This window comes from Micromonospora deserti, assembly GCF_003236335.1.
Lineage (GTDB): Bacteria > Actinomycetota > Actinomycetes > Mycobacteriales > Micromonosporaceae > Micromonospora > Micromonospora deserti.
Map to the genome: position 1 here is coordinate 33,784 of NZ_POUB01000009.1, position 19,831 is coordinate 53,614.

A 19,831-nucleotide genomic window follows, 5' to 3' on the forward strand; every position below is an offset into this window, starting at 1 on the left:
CCAGGCCCGCGAGCCCCGCCAACCCGCTCCGTCAGGACTTCCGGCGCAGGAAGTTGACGAAGGGCACCGAGAGAATAACAGCGAGCACCCAACCAACCCCGATCAGGATCGACAACCCGGCCGGGTCGTCCACGTCGTCCAGGGCCGCGCCGAGGGTGCACAGGCAGGACAGGCCCGCGACCAGCAGGGCCAGCACGGCGGTGGTGATCACCGTGCCCTTGGCGGACCAGTTGACCGCGGGCGCGGAAGCCGGGCCGGCCGGAGCCGAACCGGCGGCGGCCCCCGGCGCGGCGGCCGGTTGCGGCTGCGGGATCTGCTCCGGGGACCGCGCCGGCAGGTCCACCCGCCGTCCCGCGCCGACGCGGTCGTCAACGAACCGCAGCGCCTCCGGGTGCAGGTCGAACAGGGTCGGTTCGACGCGCATCGAGATGGCGTCGTGCCCGATCAGCTGCCGGGCGCCGTCGGGCCAGGCGAGCAGCACGGCGCACTCGGCGTACCGGACGGTGAGCGGGCCGCCGGGGCCGACGTAGCTCACCCCGTCCGCGCCGATCCGCAGCTCGCCGTCGCCGTCCCTCTCCCGGTACGCGGTGCCGGTCACCGTGCCGGCGGAGCGGGTCGGCGCCTCGACGAAACCGGCCCAGTCGGCCGGGTGGCCCTCCGGCGCCATCAGCAGCGCGGTGGACATCGCCTCCTGCGCCACCTGGTGCAGGTCGGCGACGGTGACAGCCTTCAGCTCGGCCCGGTGCTCGTCGACGGTGAGGTTGCGCTCCCCGGTGAGCACGTTGCAGGCGTACGACGGAAGCCGCGCGGCGTCCACCTCGGCGGTGCCCAGGAAGTCCTCCCGCTTGGCGACGCACGCGTCCAGGTCGCCCTGCTCGATGCGCCCCACCCGCAGTTTGGCCAGCACGTCGACGAAGCCGCCGAGCACCGCGTCCTGCTTCTCGGCCGGCGCGTCGGCGAGGGCGCGCAGCGTGGCGTACCCGTCGCCACGCGGGTCGTAGCCGGCGGTGGTGGTGTAGGAGAGCCCGGCCTCCTGGCGCAGCGACCGGAACAACTCGCGCTCCAGCACGTCCGCGAAGACGCTCGCCGCGGTACGCCGCCGCACCACGGCGTCCAGCACCACGGCCCGCGAGCCGTTGAGGAAGTACGCCGGGGTCTGCGGCAGCGCCGACGAGGCGGCCGGGACGGGCTGCCGGACGCCGGTGGGCAGCGGCAGCCGCAGGCCCGCCGGCACCCGGTCACCGGCGATCCAGAGCACCGCGTTCTCCCGGGTGAAGAAGCGGCCGGCCCAGTACCGCAGATCATCCGGGGTGATCATGGATAGGCCGAACTCGGGGTAGCTGCTCAGCCCGTGGTCGCGGGCGCCGTAGCGCCACAGCGCGATCGCGTCGCCCGCCGAGCCGCCCCGGCTGCTCCACTCGGTGCGCAGGATGCCCTTCTCCACCTCCAGCCGGTCCATCGGCAGCCGGTGCAGGTTGCCGCAGACGGCGGTGAGGAACCGCGCGATGTCCTGCTCGGGGCCCTGCGTGTGGAAGGTGGTGAAGACCGGCGCGGTGGCGCCGTTGAAGTGGTAGTCGGACAGGCCGATCGGCGCGAGCGCGAGGTGTTCCAGCAGGTGGGTGATACCGCTGCGGGCGAGCGGCTCGTCGGCGGTGCCGACCCGGAAGGTCAGCCCGGCGCGCATCGGCCCGCCGGTGCGGGCGAGCAGGGTGGGCACGCCGTCCACGTCGAGGTGCTGGATCACGCGCGCCCGCCCTTCGCGTACGCCTGGTCGCGGAACCGCTGGAACTGGCCCACCGCGTCGCCGTCGAGGTAGCCGAACATCGCCTCGTCACCCAGTGGGCCCATCGCCGCGAACTGCTGCGCCGCCGGCCCGTAGTCGTCCATCAGGCAGAACGCCATGGCGAAGGTGCTACGTACCCAGAGCCAGCCCCAGCCGTGCCGGAAGTGCGGGTGCCAGACCGACCGGTGCGCCGCGCCGTGGATCTCCTGGCGCACCCGGGGGTCACGCAGGTACGCCCGGCCCTGCTCGAGGTCGTCGTGGTCGAGCGCCTGCTCCAGGTGCGCCTCCACCACCAGCACCGCGTTGGGTGCGCCGGGCGGCGCGGCGTCGGCGCACTCCCGGGCGAAGCCGTGCGCCCGCTCCCAGGTGCCGCTCCACTTCGGGCAGAACTGCTGCAGCAGCGACGCCTGCGCGGGCAGGTGGTGCGGATGGTGCCGGGCGAGCTGATCGTAGCGGCGGCGCGCCTCGGCCTGGCCGAGTTGCAGCCCCCGGGCGTTGGTGATCCGCTGCGTCCACGCGGCGGCGTCGCCCGGGTGGCGGGCGGTAACGTCGATGAGCACCTGTTCGGCGCGGCGCAGGTGGGCATGGAACTGGGCGAACTGTTCCCGGCTCACGTGCTGCGCCCGCTTCGCCGAGCGGATCCGCCAGCCGGCGCGGATCAGGTACGCCCCGAGCAGACTGCCGGCGAGCCGGTCGTGCGGCCGCTGCGCCAGCACCCCGTGGAGAAACTCCTCGATGCCCTCGGTCTCACCGACCTGGCCGACCAGGAACGTGCGCCCGTGCGGGTCCTGGCCGTCGACGACCGCGTGCAGGGCCGGCCAGTCCCGCGCCGCGAGGGCCGCGCGCACCTGACCGACCTGGGGGTACGCCGCCGCGGGGTCGAAGGTGGGTGCCGGGAGGGGTGCGGGCATGGCACAGGATCATAAGTGATCAACTACCGTGCCCGTGCCCCCCGTTCAGCCGGCACGTAGCTCCGCGAGGACCGCTCCGGCGGCGCGCCAGCCGCTGGCGAGCGCGCCCTGGATGGAGGGGCTGTCCCGGTGGTCGCCGGCCACGAAGAGGCCGTCGCCGACCGCGACCGGCTTGCGCAGCCGCCCCTGCGGCGGTGGTGCGGCGGGCAGCGCGTCGGGGATCGACACGGTGGTCAGGTGGGTCCAGTCGGCGGTGGACCGGCCGTAGAGCCGGGCCAGTTCCCGCCGGATGGTCGGCTCGGGTGGGGCCGCCGGGCCGACCACCGAGGTGGCCACCAGATGCCACCCGGCGGGTGCGTACGTCGGCGCCGCCCGGCTGACCACCACCGTGTTGGCCACGATCTCCCGCCGGTCACCGTCGACCAGCAGGATCGGCTCGTCCAGCGGCGCCTCCTCGGCGCTGTGATAGTAGGTCGTGTAGGCGTGGCTGCGTACGGCCGGCAGGGTCGGCAGCAGGGTGGCTGCCGCCGGCGGGTCGACGGCGACCACGACGGCGCGGCAGCGGATGTCGCCGGCCTGGGTGCGGACCCGGCCGGGCGCCACCTCGGCGACGGGGGTGTCCAGGTCGATCAGGTCGGCCGGCAGCGGGTCGGCGATCGCGCGGGGCAGCGCCGCCATCCCCTCGGTGGGCAGCCCGATCCGGCCGCGGGCGAAGGACCGCAGCACCATCGCCAGCACGTGGCTGGAGGTCTCCAGCTCCCGGTCCGCGAGGACGCCGGAGAGGAACGGCCGGATCAGCTCCTCGATGATCGCGGCGGAGAGGCCGGCCCGGCGCAGCGCCGCCTCGGTGGTGGTCTCCGGCGCGGCGAGCAGCCGCCCCACCGGCAGGGTGGCGCAGCCGGCGGCGAGCGTCGCGAGCCGGAGCCGGTCGACCAGCGAGCCGACGCCGGCCAGCGCGGCACCGGGCGCGCCGGCCGGCTCGCGCACCGGGTTGACCAGGCGGGCCAGCCGGTCGCCCTTGCGTACCAGAACGCCGGAGGTGAACCAGCCGAGCCGGAGCCGGTCGACGTCGAGCAGCGTTCCGAGCCGGGGGTAGGCGGTGTTGAGCACCTGGAAGCCCCGGTCCAGCAGGAAGCCGTCGACCGCGTCGGTGGCGACCCGGCCGCCGAGCCGGCCGGTGGCCTCCAGCAGCCGCCACGGCACCCCGGCTCGGTGCAGCCGTCGGGCCGCGGCCAGGCCGGCCAGGCCCCCACCGACGATCACCACGTCGGTCTCAGCGAGCATCGCGCGCCTCCCGCTCGCCGTTGATCCGGGACAGCCGGCCCGGCCACCAGATGGTCGGCCCGATGTCGTACGCGAGCGCGGGCACCAGCAGCGACCGGACCACGACGGTGTCGATCAGCACCCCGAGCGCGACGGCGACACCCAGCTCGACCAGCACCACCAGCGGGAGTACGGCCAGCGCGCTGAAAGTCGCGGCGAGCACGATGCCGGCGGAGGTGATGACGCCGCCGGTGACCGCGAGGCCGGCCAGCACGCCGGCCCGGCTGCCGCGTCGGACGGACTCCTCGCGCACCCGGCTCATCAGGAAGATGTTGTAGTCGATGCCGAGGGCGACCAGGAAGACGAAGGCGAACAGTGGGAACGAGGCATCCACCCCGGGGAAGCCGAAGATGTACTTGAAGAGCAGCGCGCAGAGGCCGAGCGTGGCGGCGAAGCTGAGCAGCACGGTCGCGATCAGCAGGACCGGCGTGAGGATCGCCCGCAGCAGCAGGGCCAGAATGATTGCGATGACCACCAGCACCACCGGGATGATCACGTTCTGGTCCCGGCGGGACGCGTCCGCGGTGTCCACGTTGATCGCGGTGAAGCCACCCACCACCGAGTCGGAGCCGGGCACCTGGTGCACCGCCGCCCGCAGGTCGCGGATGGTCCGCTCGGCGCCGTCGGAGTCCGGCGGGTCGGCGAGGGTCGCCTCCAGCTGCACCCTGCCGTCGACCACCCTGGGCGGCGCGTCGGGGTCGGGTGGGCCCGTCCGCTTCCCGTTGACCGGGCGGACCGCGGCGACCCCGGGGACACCCCGGGCCACTTCGGCGACCTGCCCGGCGGTCTGCCGGCTGGTGAAGATGGTGGCCGGGCTGCCGGTGCCGGCCGGGTAGTGCCGGGCCATCGCCTGCTGGCCGGCGACCGAATCGGTCCGCTGCGTGAACAGGTCGGTCTGGCCGAGGGTGGTCGCGCCGAGCTGGGTCAGGCCGACCGCGAACGCGGCCAGCACGAGCGCGGTGACCAGCCAGACCCGCCGGGCCCGCCGGGCGACGAAGCCGGCCACCCGACGCCAGATGCCGTTTTCGGTTCGCGGGTCGGCCTGGTCCCGCCGGGGCCGGCGCGGCCAGAACGCCCACCGGCCGCCGAGCACCAGCAGCGCGGGCAGGAAGGTGAGCATCACCAGCAGGGTGGCGGCGATGCCGATAGCGCCGACCGGGCCGAGCGCCCGGTTCGAGTTCACGTTCGACAGCAGCAGGCAGAGCAGGCTCAGGATGACCGTCCCGCCGGAGGCGATGATCGCCGGGGCGGCGCCCTTCCAGGCGGTGCGCATCGCGTCCCAGGGCCGCTCGTGCCGGTGCAGTTCCTCCCGGTGACGGGCCACCAGCAGCAGTGCGTAGTCGGTGCCGGCGCCGAAGACGAGCACCGTGAGGATGCCCTGCGCCTGGCCGTTCAGCGTGATCACGTCGGCGTCGGCGAGCCGGTGGACGAGGACCGCGGCGAGCGCGAACGACATCCCGGCGGAGAGCAGCGGGAAGGTCCAGAGGATCGGGCTGCGGTAGACGACCAGCAGGATGACCAGCACCACGCAGAGGGTGACGATCAGCAGGGTGCCGTCGATGGCGGAGAAGACCTCGATCAGGTCGGCGAGCAGCCCGGCCGGCCCGGCCACGTTGACGGTCAGCCCGTCCCGGTCGCCGCTGGTGATGTCGCGCAACTCCTCGACGACCGTGCCGATCCGCTCCCCCTCGGCGTCGTCGACGGGCACCACCACCTGTAGTGCCTGCCCGTCCTCGCTGGGGATCGGCGGCGGCACCGGGCCGACCACCCCGGGGACCTCGGCGAACCGGGCGGCGTCGGTGGCGACGCGCTGCCGGTCCGCGTCGGTGATGCCCGAGGTGCGCTCGTAGACCACCAGGGCCGGGGTGGTCTGCCGGTCGACGAACCCGCCGGCCAACTCCCGGGCGCGGGTCGCCTCGGCGTCGGCGGGCAGGAACGCGGCGTTGTCGTTGGTGGCGACCTCGCCGAGCCGCCCCGCGTACGGCCCGGCCAGCGCGCCGACGACCAGCCACCCGAGTACGACCGCGAGAGCGGCCAGCGCCGGGCCGCGGCCATCTCTACCGGACATCCGCCCCCATCCAGGGATCAACGCACCAATCGACGCAGCGGGAGTTCACGTGGACATCGCCCATCCTGCCGGGCGAGCAGCGCCCGGGTAGCCGAAACCGCCCCGACACCGGCGCCGCCCCGGCAGGCCCCTCGGGCGGCGGTAGGACCAGGCACGGCCCGGAGGGCTGGTCGGGGACGGCGAACCCGGTCGGCGCGGACCGGTCGGGGGTTGGCGGGCCTCGTCGCGCGGACCGGTCGGGGGTTGGCGACGCGCGGACCGGTCGGGAGACGGCGAACGCCCGCCGGCGGGCCGACGGGCGTCAGGAGTAAAGCTCCCCCGTTTGGACTCGAACCAAAAACCTGCCGGTTAACAGCCGGCTGCTCTGCCAATTGAGCTACGGGGGACCGCTGTAGCGCCGACGCGGATCACTCCTCGCCGTGCGACGGGGACAAGAGTACAGGACTGCGGGGGGTGGTGGTCCAGGGGGTTGGCCCATCGGTCGCACCCCGCCGGCAGCCGAATAAACCAGACAAATCGTCATCGGGGTACAAGGAGGCATGTGCGGAGAGGAGGATGGGTAGTTAGCTGCGGACAGAGGACACAGGCGCGAGTTGGTCACCTCCGGCGGGGTATGCCGCCGGGCGACGGCGCGTCAGGTACGGAAGGAGCCGCCATGCGCGGAAAGATCATGTTTCTTGGCGGGCTGGCTGCGGGATTCGTCCTGGGCGCCCGTGCCGGCCGGGAGAAGTACGAGGAGCTGGTGATCCGGGGCCGCAAGGTGCTCGACCACCCGACCGTCCAGGAGGCGGCGGGCGTCGCGCAGGCCCAGGCGTCCCGGCTCTACAGCGAGGGCAAGGACAAGCTCGGCCAGTCGAAGCTGGGCGAGAAGCTGAGCGGCAACGGCAACCGGCCGGGGCTGACCGCGGCGGACGACGCGTTCGCCGGCACACCGGCCACGGCCGGCGCGAAGTCGGGCTCCGGCTCGTCGAGCACGGGTTCGACCGGGTCAACCACCACCACGCCCCGCAGCAAGCAGTCCAGCTCGGGCACCATCACCCCCTGAGCTCACCCGTCCCGCGGGAGCCGGTCGCCTCACGGCGACCGGCTCGCTCGCGTCTGGGCACGTCAGGCGCCTCCACCGTCCGGCCGTCGCCACTTTCGCCGGTATGAAGCGAAAGTTCGCACGATCCGTTGGAAACTTCCGCCCTGGACCTCTTCTCTTTAGTCCCGAGCGCAAATATCGTCCTGCGTAGAACCTGGCCAGGCTCTTGGTACTCCCCCGCGACCTCCTCAGCGTTCTCCCAGCGCTGAGGCGGACCCGCCCGACCAGAGCGAGGTTCGATGCGCAGACCGATCGGCCGAAGGGCCGCCACCTACCTCAGTCTCCTCACCCTCGTCGGCGCGACGCTCGTCGCGACCGCCCAGCAGCAACCGGCGCCGGCACTCGCCGCGCCGGCACCGACCAGCAATGGCATCCAGTACAAGGTGCTGGTGTTCACCGGCTCCGCCGGCGGCACCGCCGCCACCGCCGCCGGGGTCGCCGCGATCCGGCAGCTCGGCAACGACCGCCGGTTCACCGTCGAGGTGACCGGCGACCCGCGCAAGTTCGACGAGTCGCACCTCAAGCAGTTCCGCGCGGTGGTCTTCCTCAACACCGCCGGCGACGTGCTCACCGACGGCCAGCAGGCCGCCTTCGAGCGGTACTACCGCGACGGCGGCGGGTTCGTCGGCGTGCACTCCGCGATCGAGGCCGAGCCCGGCTGGTCCTTCCTGGACAACGTGCTCGGCGCCCGGGCGACGGGCGCTGCCGCGCCGGCGGGCCCGGCAGCCGTCACCGTCGCCGACCGGGTGCACCCGGCCTCCGCGTCGCTGCCGGAGCGCTGGACGCACACCGACCGGTGGTACAACTTCACCACCAACGTCCGGGGCGTCTCGCACGTCCTGGCCACCGTGGACGAGAAGACGTACGCCGGTGGCACGATGGGCATCGACCACCCGATCACCTGGTGCAAGGACTACCAGGGCGGCCGGTCGTTCTACACCGGGCTCGGCGCCACCCCGGAAAGCTACGGCAGCACGGACCTGCGCGCGCACCTCGGCGGGGCGATCCAGTGGGCCGCCGGCGTGACCGACGGCGACTGCGGCGCCACCGTGCTGGCCAACTACCAGATGACGGTGATCGGGGCGCAACCCAACGTCAACGAGCCGATCGGCTTCGACGTGCTCCCCGACGGCCGGGTCATCCAGACCGACCGCCGTGGCGGCGTCCGGCTGCACGACCCGGAAGGCAACGAGACCACGGTGCTGGCCCAGATCCCGGTCTACACGCACAGCGAGGACGGGATGTACGGCCCGGCGATCGACAACGACTTCGCCACCAACCGCTGGGTCTACCTCTTCTACGCGCCCCCGCTGGACACCCCCGCCGGAGGCGCGCCGACCACCAGCACCGACCCGGCGGCGTGGGACCGGTGGAAGGGCTACTTCCAGCTGTCCCGGTTCAGGTTCGTCGACGGTGACACACCCTCGCTCGACCTGGCCACCGAGCAGAAGATCCTGCAGGTGCCGGTGGACCGGGGCGCCTGCTGCCACGTGGCCGGCGACATCGCCTTCGACTCGAAGAACAACCTCTGGCTGGTCACCGGCGACGACACCCCCGCCGGTGGCGGCGGCTCCGGCGGCTTCTCGCCGCACAACGACTCGGTGAGCGCCACCGGCGTGTACCAGGCGCCTTTCGTGGACGCCCGGCGCAGCTCCGCCAACACCAACGACCTGCGGGGCAAGATCCTGCGCGTCACTGTGCAGCCGGACGGCAGCTACACCGTGCCGGAGGGGAACATGTTCCCCGAGGCGCAGGACCCGGGCGACAAGACCCGGCCGGAGATCTACGCGATGGGCTTCCGGAACCCGTTCCGGATCACCCTCGACGCCAACGACGTCGCCTATGTCACCGACTACTCCCCGGACTCCCGCGACCCGGTTGTGGGGCGGGGCCCGGCCGGCACCGGTCGGATGATGGTGGTCGACAAGCCGGCGAACTACGGCTGGCCGATGTGCGTGCAGCCGGACCTGCCGTACATCGAGATGAACTGGACCACCAGCCCGATCTCCCCGGTCGCGCCGTTCGACTGCGCGGCGCCGCGCAACACCTCGCGGCACAACACCGGCCTGACCGACCTACCGGCGGTGGAGAAGTCGGAGCTGTGGTACTCGTTCAACGCGCCCACCCCGTGCCCGGAGTCCTATCTGTCGACACCGACGCGGACCTGCCCGGTACTCTTCCCGGAACTCGGCACCGGCGGTGTCGGGCCGCACGGCGCGGCGAGGTACGACTTCGACCCGGAGCTGAGGTCGGAGACGAAGTTCCCCGCGTACTTCGACGGCGCGATCTTCTTCGGTGAGTTCACCCGCGACACCCTCAAGGAGATCCGGCTCGACGGCCAGGGCGACATCCTGAAGATCAACAACGTGTTGAACTGCGGGGCGGGCCCGACCACGGCGGCCAAGCCGTTCCTCTGCGACAACCCGATGGACATGAAGTGGGGCGCCGACGGCAACTTCTACCTGCTGACGTACGGCGACGGGTTCTTCAACATCAACCCGGACGCGGCGATGCTCAGGTTCAGCTACGTCAAGGGCCTGCGGGCACCGAACGCCGTGCTGACGGCGACCCCGACCAACGGGACGGCGCCGCTGACCGTCGCCTTTTCCAGCGAGGGCTCCACGGACCCGGACCCCGCCGACTCCATCTCCTTCGCCTGGGACCTCGACGGCAACGGCACCACCGACTCGGTCGACCCGAACCCGAGGCACACCTACACCGCCAACGGGGTCTACACCGCACGGCTGACGGTGACCGACTCCAGCGGCAAGTCCTCGTCGGCGAACACCACCATCACGGTCGGCAACACCGCGCCCACGGTGACCGTGAACACCCCGCTGGAAGGCGGCTTCTTCAGCTGGGGTGACGGCATCCCGTGGTCGGTGACGGTCACCGACCCGGAGGACGGGCCGGTCGACTGCGCCAAGGTCGAGGTGACCTTCGTCCTCGGCCACGACGAGCACGGGCACGGCGAGGCCAACCAGTTCGGCTGCTCGGGCGTGCTGCCCACGCTGGCCGACGACGCCGCCCACGGCGGCTACATCTACGGCGTGGTCAGCGCGTCCTACACCGACGGCGGGGCCAACGGGCAGCCCGCGTTGACCACGGTCGACCAGCAGATCATCCAGGACAAGCGGCAGCAGGTGGAGTTCGCCCGGGACGAGTCCGGGACCACCGTCGGCGCCAGCGCCGACACCGGTGGCGGGCAACAACGGGGCAGCCTGGACCCGGGCGACTGGATCGCGATCAACAACACGGTCAACCTGCACGACATGGAATCGGTCACGCTGCGTACCTCCGGCGGCAGCGCCGCGACCGCCGGGCAGCCGCGCTTCGGCGTCGAGTTCCGGCTCGACTCGCCGACCGGGCCGGTGCTGGCCACCGCCACGGTCAACGCGACCACCGGGAACAACGCCTTCACCAGCACCACCGTGCCGATCACCGACCCGGGCGGCACGCACCGGCTCTACCTCGTCTTCACCACCGTCCCCGGCGGCCCGGCCGGCGGTTTCGGCAACCTCAACTGGGTCGGGTTCACCGGCCGGGGCATCGGCGTCACGCCGTGACGCCGCCGGGGCCGGGCCGCCGGTGGTGGCCCGGCCCCAATCCACTCCGCGCGCCGGGGTCACCACCGGCGACCCCGGCACCGGGCCCACTCCAGCACCGAGAAAGGCAGCAGCAGATGAATGACAGTCAGCACGGGATGAGCCGTCGCCGGATGCTCGGCGCCCTCGCCGGCGTCGCCGGCGCGGCCGCCGTGGGCGCCACCGGCTGGGCCCCGGCCGCCGCCGCCAACGGCAACGGCCTACTCGTCCCCACCGGCAAGCGCGGGATCATCCTCTACAGCGTCCGGGACCGCATCAGCGCCGTCCCCGACACCAGCGGGGTGCCGTACGGCTTCGAGCGGGTGCTCGCCCGGCTCGCCGAAATCGGCTACCGGGAGGTCGAGTTCGCCGGCTACAACCAGCACACCTCGATCCTGGGTCGGCAGATCACCGCCGCCGAGCTTCGCAAGATCCTGGACGACAACGGCCTGCGTGCCAACGGCGCCCACGCCTCCATCCCGAGCACCATCAACCCGACCACCCTGGCGGCGTTCGAGCAGCAGCTCGACATCGCCGAGACGCTGGGCATGTCGCACGTCGGTACCGGCAGCGACCCGACCGGCAGCAACTACAAGGCCGACTGGGACACCGCCGCGGAGCGCTGGAACACCCTCGGCGAGCTGGCCGCCGCCCGGGGCCTGAAGCTGTACACGCACAACCACGACGCGGCGTACAACTTCCTGCTCGACAGCGGCCCGCTGGACGCGCTGGGCCGGCCGACCCGGTCCTCCGGCGTCCGGAAGCTGGAGTACTTCATCGCCAACACCAACCCGGAGTACGTCTGGTTCGAGATGGACATCTACTGGGCGCACGTGGCTCAGCACCGCTTCCGGACCTACACCGACCCGGACGGGGTGACGCGGACCAGCATCTTCGACCCGCTGGCCGTCGTGGCGGCCCAGCCGATCCGGTTCCCGCTGTTCCACGCCAAGGACGGCGCGTTCAACCCGGCCAACAGCGCCGGCTACGACATGGTGCCGCTCGGCCAGGGCGACATCGACTACGGCAACTTCTTCGCCAACATGGGCGCCAAGGGCTACCACAACCCGATGTGGGAGCAGGACAACGCGCCCGGCGGCGCCGCCGACCCGGGCCGTTCCCTGCGGTACGCCCAGGTCAGCTACCAGCACATGTCGGGTCTGCGGGGCTGACGGACCCGAGGTGTCGAGGCGAGGGCCGGGTCCGGGTTTCACCGGGCCCGGCCCCTCGCGCCACAGGGTGGTAACACGGAGGTGGAAGACTCCGGGCCGGAGGTGGTGCAGATGATCCCCGTCCGGCCGGAGAACCGGCACCAGGCCCGGCTGCTCCGGCTGCTCCGCGACGACGGCTCCCGGTCCCGGGTCGAGCTGGGCGACGCGGTGGGGCTGTCGAGGTCGCGGCTGGCCGCGGAGGTGGAGCGTCTCGTCGAGCTGGGGCTGGTCGAGACCGCCGGCCCGGCCGCCTCCCGCGGCGGGCGCCGCTCCTCCCTGCTGCGGGTGGCCAGCACCGTCCGCTTCGCCGGCATCGTCATCGGTACGGAGCAGATCTGCGTCAGCGTCACCGACGGCGAGCTGGGCGTGCTGGCCGAGATCCGGGAGCCCAGCGACCTCCGGCTCGGTCCGGAGCCGGTGGTCGGCCGGGCCGTAGAACTCGTCGGGAAGCTCCGGGCCGAGCTGGGCCTGGCCCAGCTCGCCGGGGCCGGCGTCGGCCTGCCCGGGCCGGTCGCCGTCGGCGGCGGCGCCCCGGCCGCGCCCGCGGCGGTGCCCGGCTGGCAGGGGTTCCCGGTGCGCGACACGGTCGGCGCCGAGCTGGGCTGCCCGACGCTGGTCGACAACGACGCCAACGTGAGGGCGCTCGGCGAGCAGCACGCCGGGATCGGCCGTACCTTCGACGACTTCCTGTACGTCAAGCTCGGCACCGCGATCGGCTGCGGCCTGGTGCTCGGCGGTGACCTGCATCGGGGCGCCACCAGCAGCGCCGGCGACATCGCCCACCTGCGGCTCGGCGACGACGGCCCGACCTGCGGCTGCGGCGAGGTGGGGTGCCTGGAGGCCTACTGCGGCGACAGCGGGCTGGTCCGCGTGGCGCTCGCCGCCGCCCGCTCGGGCCGCTCGCCGGCGCTGGCCGAACGGCTGGCCGCGGCCGGCGCGCTGACCGTGGCCGACGTGGCCGCCGCGGCGGCCGCCGGCGACCCGGTGATCCAGGCGGCGGTCCGGGACGGCGGTCGCCGCCTGGGCCAGGCGCTGGTCGGGCTGGTGAGCTTCGTCAACCCCGGCATCGTGATCATCGGCGGGGCGCCGGACGGTCTCGGGCACACGCTGCTCGCCGAGGTCCGGGCGGTGGTGTACCGCCGGTCGGCCCCGCAGGCCACCGGCACGATGCCGATCGTCCTGTCCGACCTGGGCGACCGGGCGGCGGTGGTCGGCGCGGCCCGGCTGATCAGCGACCGGGTCTTCGCGCCGGACTGACCGGGGAGCCGAGGCTCCCCGGTCGGCAGGCGGTCAGTCCTTGCTGCTGAAGGCGGCGTCGAAGGCCGCCGCGGGGGCGTCGAAGGCGAGCCGGCGGACGAACTGGAGCGCCTCGGGCGCGCCGACCAGGCGGTCCATCCCGGCGTCCTCCCATTCGATCGAGATCGGCCCGTCGTAGCCGACCGCGTTCAGCGCCCGGAAGCAGTCCTCCCAGGGCACGTCGCCGTGGCCGGTGGAGACGAAGTCCCAGCCGCGCCGCATGTCCGCCCAGGGCAGGTGCGAGGCGAGCCGGCCGCGCCGGCCGTCACCGGTGCGTACCTTCGCGTCCTTGCAGTCGACGTGGTAGATCCGGTCGGCGAAGTCGAAGATGAAGTTCACCGGGTCCAACTCCTGCCACACGAAGTGGGACGGGTCCCAGTTCAGCCCGAACGCGGGCCGGTGCCCGACCGCCTCCAGCGCCCGCTTCGTCGTCCAGTAGTCGTAGGCGATCTCGCTCGGGTGCACCTCGTGCGCGAAGCGCACCCCCACCTCGTCGAAGACGTCGAGGATCGGGTTCCACCGGTCGGCGAAGTCCTGGTAGCCGCGCTCAATCATCGCCGGCGGCACCGGCGGGAACATCGCCAGGGTGTGCCAGATGGACGAGCCGGTGAAGCCGACCACGGTCGTCACCCCGAGCTTCGCCGCCGCCCGGGCGGTGTCCTTCAGCTCCTCGGCGGCCCGTCGGCGTACCCCCTCGGGCTCGCCGTCGCCCCAAATCCGCGCCGGCAGGATGCCCTGGTGCCGCTCGTCGATGGGGTGGTCGCAGACGGCCTGGCCGACCAGGTGATTGGAGATCGCGAACACCTGGAGGTTGTGCTTGGCCAGCGTGTCCCGCTTCCGGTCGACGTACGAGGCGTCCGCGAGGGCCTTGTCGACCTCGAAGTGGTCGCCCCAGCAGGCGACCTCCAGCCCGTCGTAGCCCCACTCGGAGGCGAGCCGGCAGACCTCGTCGAACGGAAGATCGGCCCACTGGCCGGTGAAGAGCGTGATGGGTCGCGCCATTGTCCTTCTCCCCTGTGGTGATGGGGATTCCTGTGCGGGACCGGGGCGAGGGTGACCGGGGCGGGCCGGTGCGCCGGCGGACCGGGCACGCGGACCGGTGGGCGCGGAGTACGCGCCTGGGCCCGACGGGTTGCGCCTCCCGCCGGGTCACCGGCCACCTGCACGGTCGCCGTCCTCACTCTAGGGCCGCGGGGACCGGCACGGAAGGGCCGGTCCCCGCGACGATCCGACCGTCAGGGCAGGGTCCACTTCTGGTTGGCGCCGCTGTGGCAGGTCCACAGGTGCACCGCCGTACCGTCGGCCGAGTTGTTGCCCGACACGTCCAGGCACTTGCCCGACTGCGGGTTCCGCACGGTCCCGTCGGCCTGCGCAGACCAGTTCTGCGCCCCCGTGCCGTTACACGTCCACAACTGGATCTTCGTACCGTCCGCCGAACCACCAGCGGAGACGTCCAGACACTTGCCCAACGCCCGGACCGTCGAGTTCGGCGTCACCGACCAGGTCTGCGCCGCCGAGCCGTTGCAGGTGTAGATCTGGATCTGGGTGCCGTCGCCGGTGCCGGCGTTGCGCACATCCAGACACTTCCCGCCGAGCCCCACGATCGGCCCGGCGCCGCCGCTCCCCTTCATCAGGGTGAAGTCGTCCACGTCGAACAGCCCGGAGCCCGAACCGGTGAAGGTCAGGTAGAGGGTCTGCGGGCCAGACGGGACGCCCGCGAGGGCGGTGGTGACGTCGGCGAAGCTGGTCCAGCTGCCGGTGTTCGGCACCGCCACCGAGCCGAGCACGGTGCCGGTGGTGGAGCCGGTACGCACCTGGATGGTGCCACCCGGGCCGCCGGAGACGATCCGCGCCCGGAACGAGGTGACCCCGGTCAGGTCGACCCCCTGGTAGGCGGCCCAGTCACCCGGGTCGATGTAGCCGAGGGTCTGGCCGCCGTTCGCGCCGGTCTTGGTGAACGGGGTGACCCCGCTGGCCGCGCTGAACGCCTCGGCCTGGACGGTGGTGTTCCCGGTCGGCGGCGGGGTGCCCAACTCCTTGATCCGGATGTTGCGGAACGACGCGTCGTCGCCGGTGCCGTGGTTCTGGATGCCGATGTGGCCGGCGAGCGAGCGGGCCGGGTCGGTGTTGGTGAAGTCGTTGATCTTCACCCCGTTCAGGAACACCTGGAGGCGCTCCCCCTCGACCAGCAGCTCGTAGGTGTTCCACTCGCCGGGCGGGTTGAGCGCCGCGTCCCGGGCGGCGATGTCGGCGGACTTGAAGGTGTAGACCGCGCCGGTGGTGCGGTCCGCCGCGTCGGTGGCGTCGATCTGGATCTCGTACCCGTTGTTCACCGCCGACCACGGGTCGCTCGACGGTGGGAAGCCGATGAAGACCCCGGAGTTGTCGTCCCCGGCGAGCCGCCAGTCCAGCTTCAGCGAGTAGTCGGTGAACTGCTTCCCGCTGTACCAGTAGAGCCCCATCCCGCCGACCGAGGTGAGGGTGGCGTCGGCGTTGCTGAAGCTGCCCGGCCCGGCCTGGGACCAGCCGCTGGTGGAGCCGTTGTAGAGGGTGGTGTAGCCGGTCTCCGGCCGGCAGTCGGCCTTGGCGCGGCCGGCCGCGTACCGGATGCCGCCGAGCAGGTGGGCCCGGAACGCCGGCTCGGCGTACGACGCCTGGGTGTGCCCACCGCCGGTGTAGAAGGCCCGGCCGCCGTTGTAGGTCTTGCACCAGGAGTGCGGGTGGTCGGCGCCCATCGAGCCGCCGGAGTAGGACGACTCGTCGAGGGTGGCCAGCACCCGGGCGGTGGAGCGGGCGTTGGTCTGGTAGTTGTACCACTCGTCGGTGCGGGTCCAGGTCTGCGGCAGGTGCGCGGTGGCGGCGTGCGCCCGGTTCTCCACCCTGACGGTGGCCTGCTGGATGTGCGGGTGCGAGGCGAAGTACGCCCCGACCAGGTTGCCGTAGAAGGACCAGCCGTACTCGGTGTCGGCGGCTGCGTGCACGCCGACGAAGCCGCCGCCGGAGCCGATGTACGACTCGAAGACGCTCTGCTGGCTGGCGTTGAGCACGTCACCGGTGGTGTTGAGGAAGACCACCGCCTCGTACTGGGCGAGGTTGCCGGTGGTGAACGCGGCGGCGTCCTCGGTAGCGGTGACGGTGAAGTTGTTCGCCGCGCCCAGGTCGCGGATGGCCTGGGTGCCGGCCGCGATGGAGTCGTGCCGGAAGCCGGCGGTCTTCGAGAAGACCAGCACGTCGTAGGCGGCGTCGGCGGCGCTGACGGGAGCGGCCTGGCTGGTGCAGGCGAGGACGGCGAGGGCGGCGGTGGCCACGCCGAGTGCGGGTCGCAGGAAACTGCGCATGTGGCTTCTCCTCAGGGAGGTCGGGAGGGACCGCCGTCACCGACGGTACGCCGGGACCGGCCCCTCCGCTCGACTCAGGGCAGGGTCCACTTCTGGTTGGCGCCGCTGTGGCAGGTCCACAGGTGCACCGCCGTACCGTCGGCCGAGTTGTTGCCCGACACGTCCAGGCACTTGCCCGACTGCGGGTTCCGCACGGTCCCGTCGGCCTGCGCAGACCAGTTCTGCGCCCCCGTGCCGTTACACGTCCACAACTGGATCTTCGTACCGTCCGCCGAACCACCAGCGGAGACGTCCAGACACTTGCCCAACGCCCGGACCGTCGAGTTCGGCGTCACCGACCAGGTCTGCGCCGCCGAGCCGTTGCAGGTGTAGATCTGGATCTGGGTGCCGTCGCCGGTGCCGGCGTTGCGCACATCCAGACACTTCCCGCCGAGCCCCACGATCGGCCCGGCGCCGCCGCTGACGGGATCGGGGTTGAAGGTGAACGAGTCCACGTCGTAGAGGGCGCCGATGCCGGACCCGGCGAAGGTCAGGTAGAGCGTGGTGGTGCCCGCCGGCGGGTTGCTGACGCTGCCGGTGACCGTGGTGAAGGCGTCCCACGCGCCGGTGACCGGGACGGTGGCGGAGCCGAGCACGGTGCCGGTCGCCGAGCCGGCCCGCACCTGGAGGGTGCCGCCGGAGCCGGCCGAGGAGACCCGGGCGCTGAACGACGTCACGTCGGTGAGCCGGTACGGCTCGAACGCGATCCAGTCCCCGTTGTTGATGTTGCCGACGGTCCGGCCGCCCTCGGCCGTCGCCTTGTCGAAGGTGGCGATGCCGGCGGAGGTCGTGAAGTGTTCCGCCTGCCGCTTCCTGGGCTGGAGGATGTGCTGCTGGTGTGTGGTCAGGCCGCCGGCGTCGGTGTACTCGGCGTCGAAGACGGCGAAGATGTTCGCCGCGTCGTCGTGCTCGCCGTCGACCGGGATGGTGATCGAGCCGGAGCAGCCGGTCGTCGAGGTGATCTGGTGGCCGTGGCTGTCGTGGCCCAGCACGTAGGTCATCTTGACCTTGGTGCAGTCGACCGCGCCGTCCTCCGGGTCGGTGACGCTGATGCTGAACGGCACGGTGTCGCCGTAGCTGAACAGCTGGCCGTGGGCGGGGCTGGTGATGGTGACCGTCGGGGCGGTGTTGCCGACCCCGATCCGGACGTTGGCGGTGCCGGTGGCGCCCTGCGGGTCGCGGACGGTCAGCGTGACCGGGTAGCTGCCGTTGGCGGTGTAGGTCTTGCTCGGGTTGGCCGCGGTCGAGCTGGTGCCGTCGCCGAAGTCCCACGAGTACGTCAGCGCGCCGCCCTCCGGGTCCGACGACCCGGCCGAGGAGAAGTTCACGGTCAACGGTGCGGTGCCGGAGGTCCTGTCGGCCGTGGCGACCGCGGTCGGCGCGCGGTTGCCGCCGGCGGTGTAGTCGTAGCGGTAGAGCGCGGAGTTGGCGTCGCCGTTGAAGTACCCGGTGCCGTAGTCGAGCACGTAGAGCGCGCCGTCGGGCCCGAACGCCATGTCCATGACCTGTTTGCCGTTCCACGGGAAGGTGTCGATGGTGCCCGGTGAGCCGTCGGCGTTGAGGTGGATCGGCTTGACCCAGCCGCGCCCCAGTTCGCCGGCGAAGAACTGCCCGTCGAAGGACTGCGGGAACTTCGTGGTGGAGGTCGACGACGCCTGGTAGCGGTAGACCGGGCCGGCCATCGGCGACTCGGAGCCGCCGCCGAACTCGGGCGGGCTGCCGGCGTCGCCGGCGTACCGGATCCAGGCCGGCTTCGCCGCCGGGAGGGTGGGCAGGCCGGTGTTGCGGAACGAGTTGTTGGCCGGCCCGCCGGCGCAGCTGAACTTCGGCCCGGCGGTGCCGGTGGCGAAGTCCCACTCCGCGTACGTCTCGGTGGTGGTGTTCGTGCCGGTGCAGTACGGCCAGCCGTAGTTGCCCGGCCCGGTGACCCGGTTGAACTCGACCTGCCCGCTCGGGCCCCGGCTGGTGGTGAAGCCGGCGTCCGGCCCGTAGTCGCCGACGTAGACGATGCCGGTGGCCTTGTCGACGCTCATCCGGAACGGGTTGCGGAAGCCCATCGCGTAGATCTCGGGCCGGGTCCGCGGGTCGGAGTCGACGAACATGTTGCCCGCCGGGACCGAGTACGACCCGTCCGCGTTGACCTTGATCCGCAGGATCTTGCCGCGCAGGTCGTTGGTGTTGGCCGCCGATCGTTGCGCGTCGTACGCCGGGTTGCGGTTGGTGCGCTCGTCGATGGGCGCGTAGCCGAAGGAGTCGAACGGGTTGGTGTCGTCGCCGGTGGAGAGGTAGAGGTTGCCGGCGGCGTCGAAGTCGATGTCGCCGCCGACGTGGCAGCACATGCCCCGGTCGGCCGGCACGTCGAGGATGTCGGCCTTACTGCCGGTGTTGATGGTGAAGTCGGCGTTCAGGGTGAACCGGGAGAGCCGGTTGACCCCCTGCCAGGCGGAGAAGTCGCTGCCGGTCGCCGGGGCGTCGCCGGTGGGGGTGGACAGCGGCGGCGCGTAGTAGAGGTAGATGTGCCGGTTGCTGGCGAAGTTCGGGTCCACCCCGATGCCTTGCAGGCCCTCCTCGTCGTGGGTGTAGACGGGGAGCGTGCCGATCACGGCGGTGGTGCCGGCGGAGTCGGTGCGGCGGACCGTGCCGTTGCGGGCGGTGTGCAGGACCGACCGGTCCGGCAGCACCGCGATGGTCATCGGCTCGCCGACCTCGGCCACGCCCTTGGCGAGGGTGACCTGCTGGAAGTCGGTGGCGGTGATGGGGTGGGCCTGGGCCGGCGCCGGGCCGCCGAGTGCGGTCGGGCCGGCGCCGAGGGCGACCGTGCCGGCGGCGACCAGGAGCAGTGCCGAGCCGGCGGAGAACCATCGTCGGGGTGTGCGGATGAAGCTGTCCGTGGTGGACATCGTTGTGCTGTCCCTTCCTGACGTGTGACTGCCAGGGCGGGGCGCGCGCCGTCGCGCCGGATGCCGTAGCGGGGATGCGATCGGCCCGCCGGGTGCCGTGCCCGGCCGGCCGTGACCACCGAGGGTTGGCGTGCCACGTGCTCGGAGGCCACCAGTCGATGGGTTCCCGCGCCGCCGGTTCACCTCGACGAAACAGCTGTGTGATGGCCACGACATTAAACGGCTGACATCGATGTGTCCATACCTTCTGCCGATCCATCGTGGACTTTTGTCCATCCCGCCAAAAGCCCGCCG

At 72.3% G+C, this 19,831-nt stretch carries 11 protein-coding genes and 1 tRNA gene; 4 read left to right on the forward strand and 8 right to left on the reverse strand.

Features of this window, described 5'->3' with window-relative positions:
- Nucleotides 1–31: 31 nt before the first annotated feature.
- From C1I99_RS02750 to C1I99_RS02770, 5 genes are all read right to left on the reverse strand, one after another.
- On the reverse strand, nucleotides 32–1,744 hold the full coding sequence (locus C1I99_RS02750; RefSeq protein WP_111132575.1) for a peptidase M16 family protein: 1,713 nt from the start codon (nucleotides 1,742–1,744) through the stop codon (nucleotides 32–34).
- Nucleotides 1,741–2,694: a hypothetical protein gene (locus C1I99_RS32555; RefSeq protein ID WP_158553934.1), complete on the reverse strand. Its 954-nt coding sequence runs from the start codon at nucleotides 2,692–2,694 to the stop codon at nucleotides 1,741–1,743. Before C1I99_RS32555 ends, C1I99_RS02750 begins: the two co-directional genes overlap by 4 nt.
- Before the next feature lie 45 nt (nucleotides 2,695–2,739).
- Nucleotides 2,740–3,978, reverse strand: coding sequence for an NAD(P)/FAD-dependent oxidoreductase (locus C1I99_RS02760; RefSeq protein ID WP_111132576.1), 1,239 nt, complete (start codon nucleotides 3,976–3,978; stop codon nucleotides 2,740–2,742).
- A complete protein-coding gene (locus C1I99_RS02765) occupies nucleotides 3,968–6,085 on the reverse strand; it encodes an MMPL family transporter (protein WP_111132577.1) in 2,118 nt (705 codons plus the stop codon). The genes C1I99_RS02760 and C1I99_RS02765 overlap by 11 nt, the downstream gene beginning before the upstream one ends.
- 313 nt (nucleotides 6,086–6,398) lie before the next feature.
- Nucleotides 6,399–6,471: transfer RNA gene (locus C1I99_RS02770), tRNA-Asn, on the reverse strand.
- Nucleotides 6,472–6,740: 269 nt separating this feature from the next.
- Here C1I99_RS02770 and C1I99_RS02775 point away from each other — a divergent pair.
- From C1I99_RS02775 to C1I99_RS02790, 4 genes are all read left to right on the forward strand, one after another.
- Nucleotides 6,741–7,130 carry a hypothetical protein gene (locus C1I99_RS02775; RefSeq protein WP_111132578.1) on the forward strand — a complete coding sequence of 130 codons (390 nt, stop codon included), beginning with the start codon at nucleotides 6,741–6,743 and terminating at the stop codon, nucleotides 7,128–7,130.
- A 278-nt stretch (nucleotides 7,131–7,408) separates the two neighbouring features.
- The gene (locus tag C1I99_RS02780; protein ID WP_111132579.1) at nucleotides 7,409–10,735 is read left to right on the forward strand and encodes a ThuA domain-containing protein; all 3,327 of its coding nucleotides are present in this window, start codon (nucleotides 7,409–7,411) and stop codon (nucleotides 10,733–10,735) included.
- A 116-nt stretch (nucleotides 10,736–10,851) separates the two neighbouring features.
- Entirely contained in the window at nucleotides 10,852–11,925 is a 1,074-nt protein-coding gene (locus C1I99_RS02785) for a sugar phosphate isomerase/epimerase family protein (RefSeq protein WP_233512281.1), read from the forward strand.
- Nucleotides 11,926–12,036: 111 nt separating this feature from the next.
- A complete protein-coding gene (locus C1I99_RS02790) occupies nucleotides 12,037–13,221 on the forward strand; it encodes an ROK family transcriptional regulator (protein ID WP_199561908.1) in 1,185 nt (394 codons plus the stop codon).
- Nucleotides 13,222–13,254: 33 nt separating this feature from the next.
- Here C1I99_RS02790 and C1I99_RS02795 read toward each other — a convergent pair whose 3' ends face one another.
- The 3 genes from C1I99_RS02795 to C1I99_RS02805 form a co-directional block, all read right to left on the reverse strand.
- The gene (locus tag C1I99_RS02795) at nucleotides 13,255–14,262 is read right to left on the reverse strand and encodes a sugar phosphate isomerase/epimerase family protein (RefSeq protein WP_111132581.1); all 1,008 of its coding nucleotides are present in this window, start codon (nucleotides 14,260–14,262) and stop codon (nucleotides 13,255–13,257) included.
- 233 nt (nucleotides 14,263–14,495) lie between these two features.
- Nucleotides 14,496–16,598: a ThuA domain-containing protein gene (locus tag C1I99_RS02800; protein ID WP_111132582.1), complete on the reverse strand. Its 2,103-nt coding sequence runs from the start codon at nucleotides 16,596–16,598 to the stop codon at nucleotides 14,496–14,498.
- 74 nt (nucleotides 16,599–16,672) lie between these two features.
- Nucleotides 16,673–19,537 carry a PQQ-dependent sugar dehydrogenase gene (locus C1I99_RS02805; RefSeq protein WP_111132583.1) on the reverse strand — a complete coding sequence of 955 codons (2,865 nt, stop codon included), beginning with the start codon at nucleotides 19,535–19,537 and terminating at the stop codon, nucleotides 16,673–16,675.
- Nucleotides 19,538–19,831 lie beyond the last annotated feature (294 nt).

What these genes read in the sequence shown, in the direction of transcription:
- C1I99_RS02805 (WP_111132583.1), bottom strand. Translation starts at nt 19,537, where the DNA reads ATGTCCACCACGGACAGCTTCATCCGCACACCCCGACGATGGTTCTCC.
- C1I99_RS02800 (WP_111132582.1), bottom strand. Translation starts at nt 16,598, where the DNA reads ATGCGCAGTTTCCTGCGACCCGCACTCGGCGTGGCCACCGCCGCCCTC.
- C1I99_RS02790 (WP_199561908.1), top strand. Translation starts at nt 12,037, where the DNA reads ATGATCCCCGTCCGGCCGGAGAACCGGCACCAGGCCCGGCTGCTCCGG.
- C1I99_RS02760 (WP_111132576.1), bottom strand. Translation starts at nt 3,978, where the DNA reads ATGCTCGCTGAGACCGACGTGGTGATCGTCGGTGGGGGCCTGGCCGGC.
- C1I99_RS02795 (WP_111132581.1), bottom strand. Translation starts at nt 14,262, where the DNA reads ATGGCGCGACCCATCACGCTCTTCACCGGCCAGTGGGCCGATCTTCCG.
- C1I99_RS32555 (WP_158553934.1), bottom strand. Translation starts at nt 2,694, where the DNA reads ATGCCCGCACCCCTCCCGGCACCCACCTTCGACCCCGCGGCGGCGTAC.
- C1I99_RS02765 (WP_111132577.1), bottom strand. Translation starts at nt 6,085, where the DNA reads ATGTCCGGTAGAGATGGCCGCGGCCCGGCGCTGGCCGCTCTCGCGGTC.
- C1I99_RS02780 (WP_111132579.1), top strand. Translation starts at nt 7,409, where the DNA reads ATGCGCAGACCGATCGGCCGAAGGGCCGCCACCTACCTCAGTCTCCTC.
- C1I99_RS02775 (WP_111132578.1), top strand. Translation starts at nt 6,741, where the DNA reads ATGCGCGGAAAGATCATGTTTCTTGGCGGGCTGGCTGCGGGATTCGTC.
- C1I99_RS02785 (WP_233512281.1), top strand. Translation starts at nt 10,852, where the DNA reads ATGAATGACAGTCAGCACGGGATGAGCCGTCGCCGGATGCTCGGCGCC.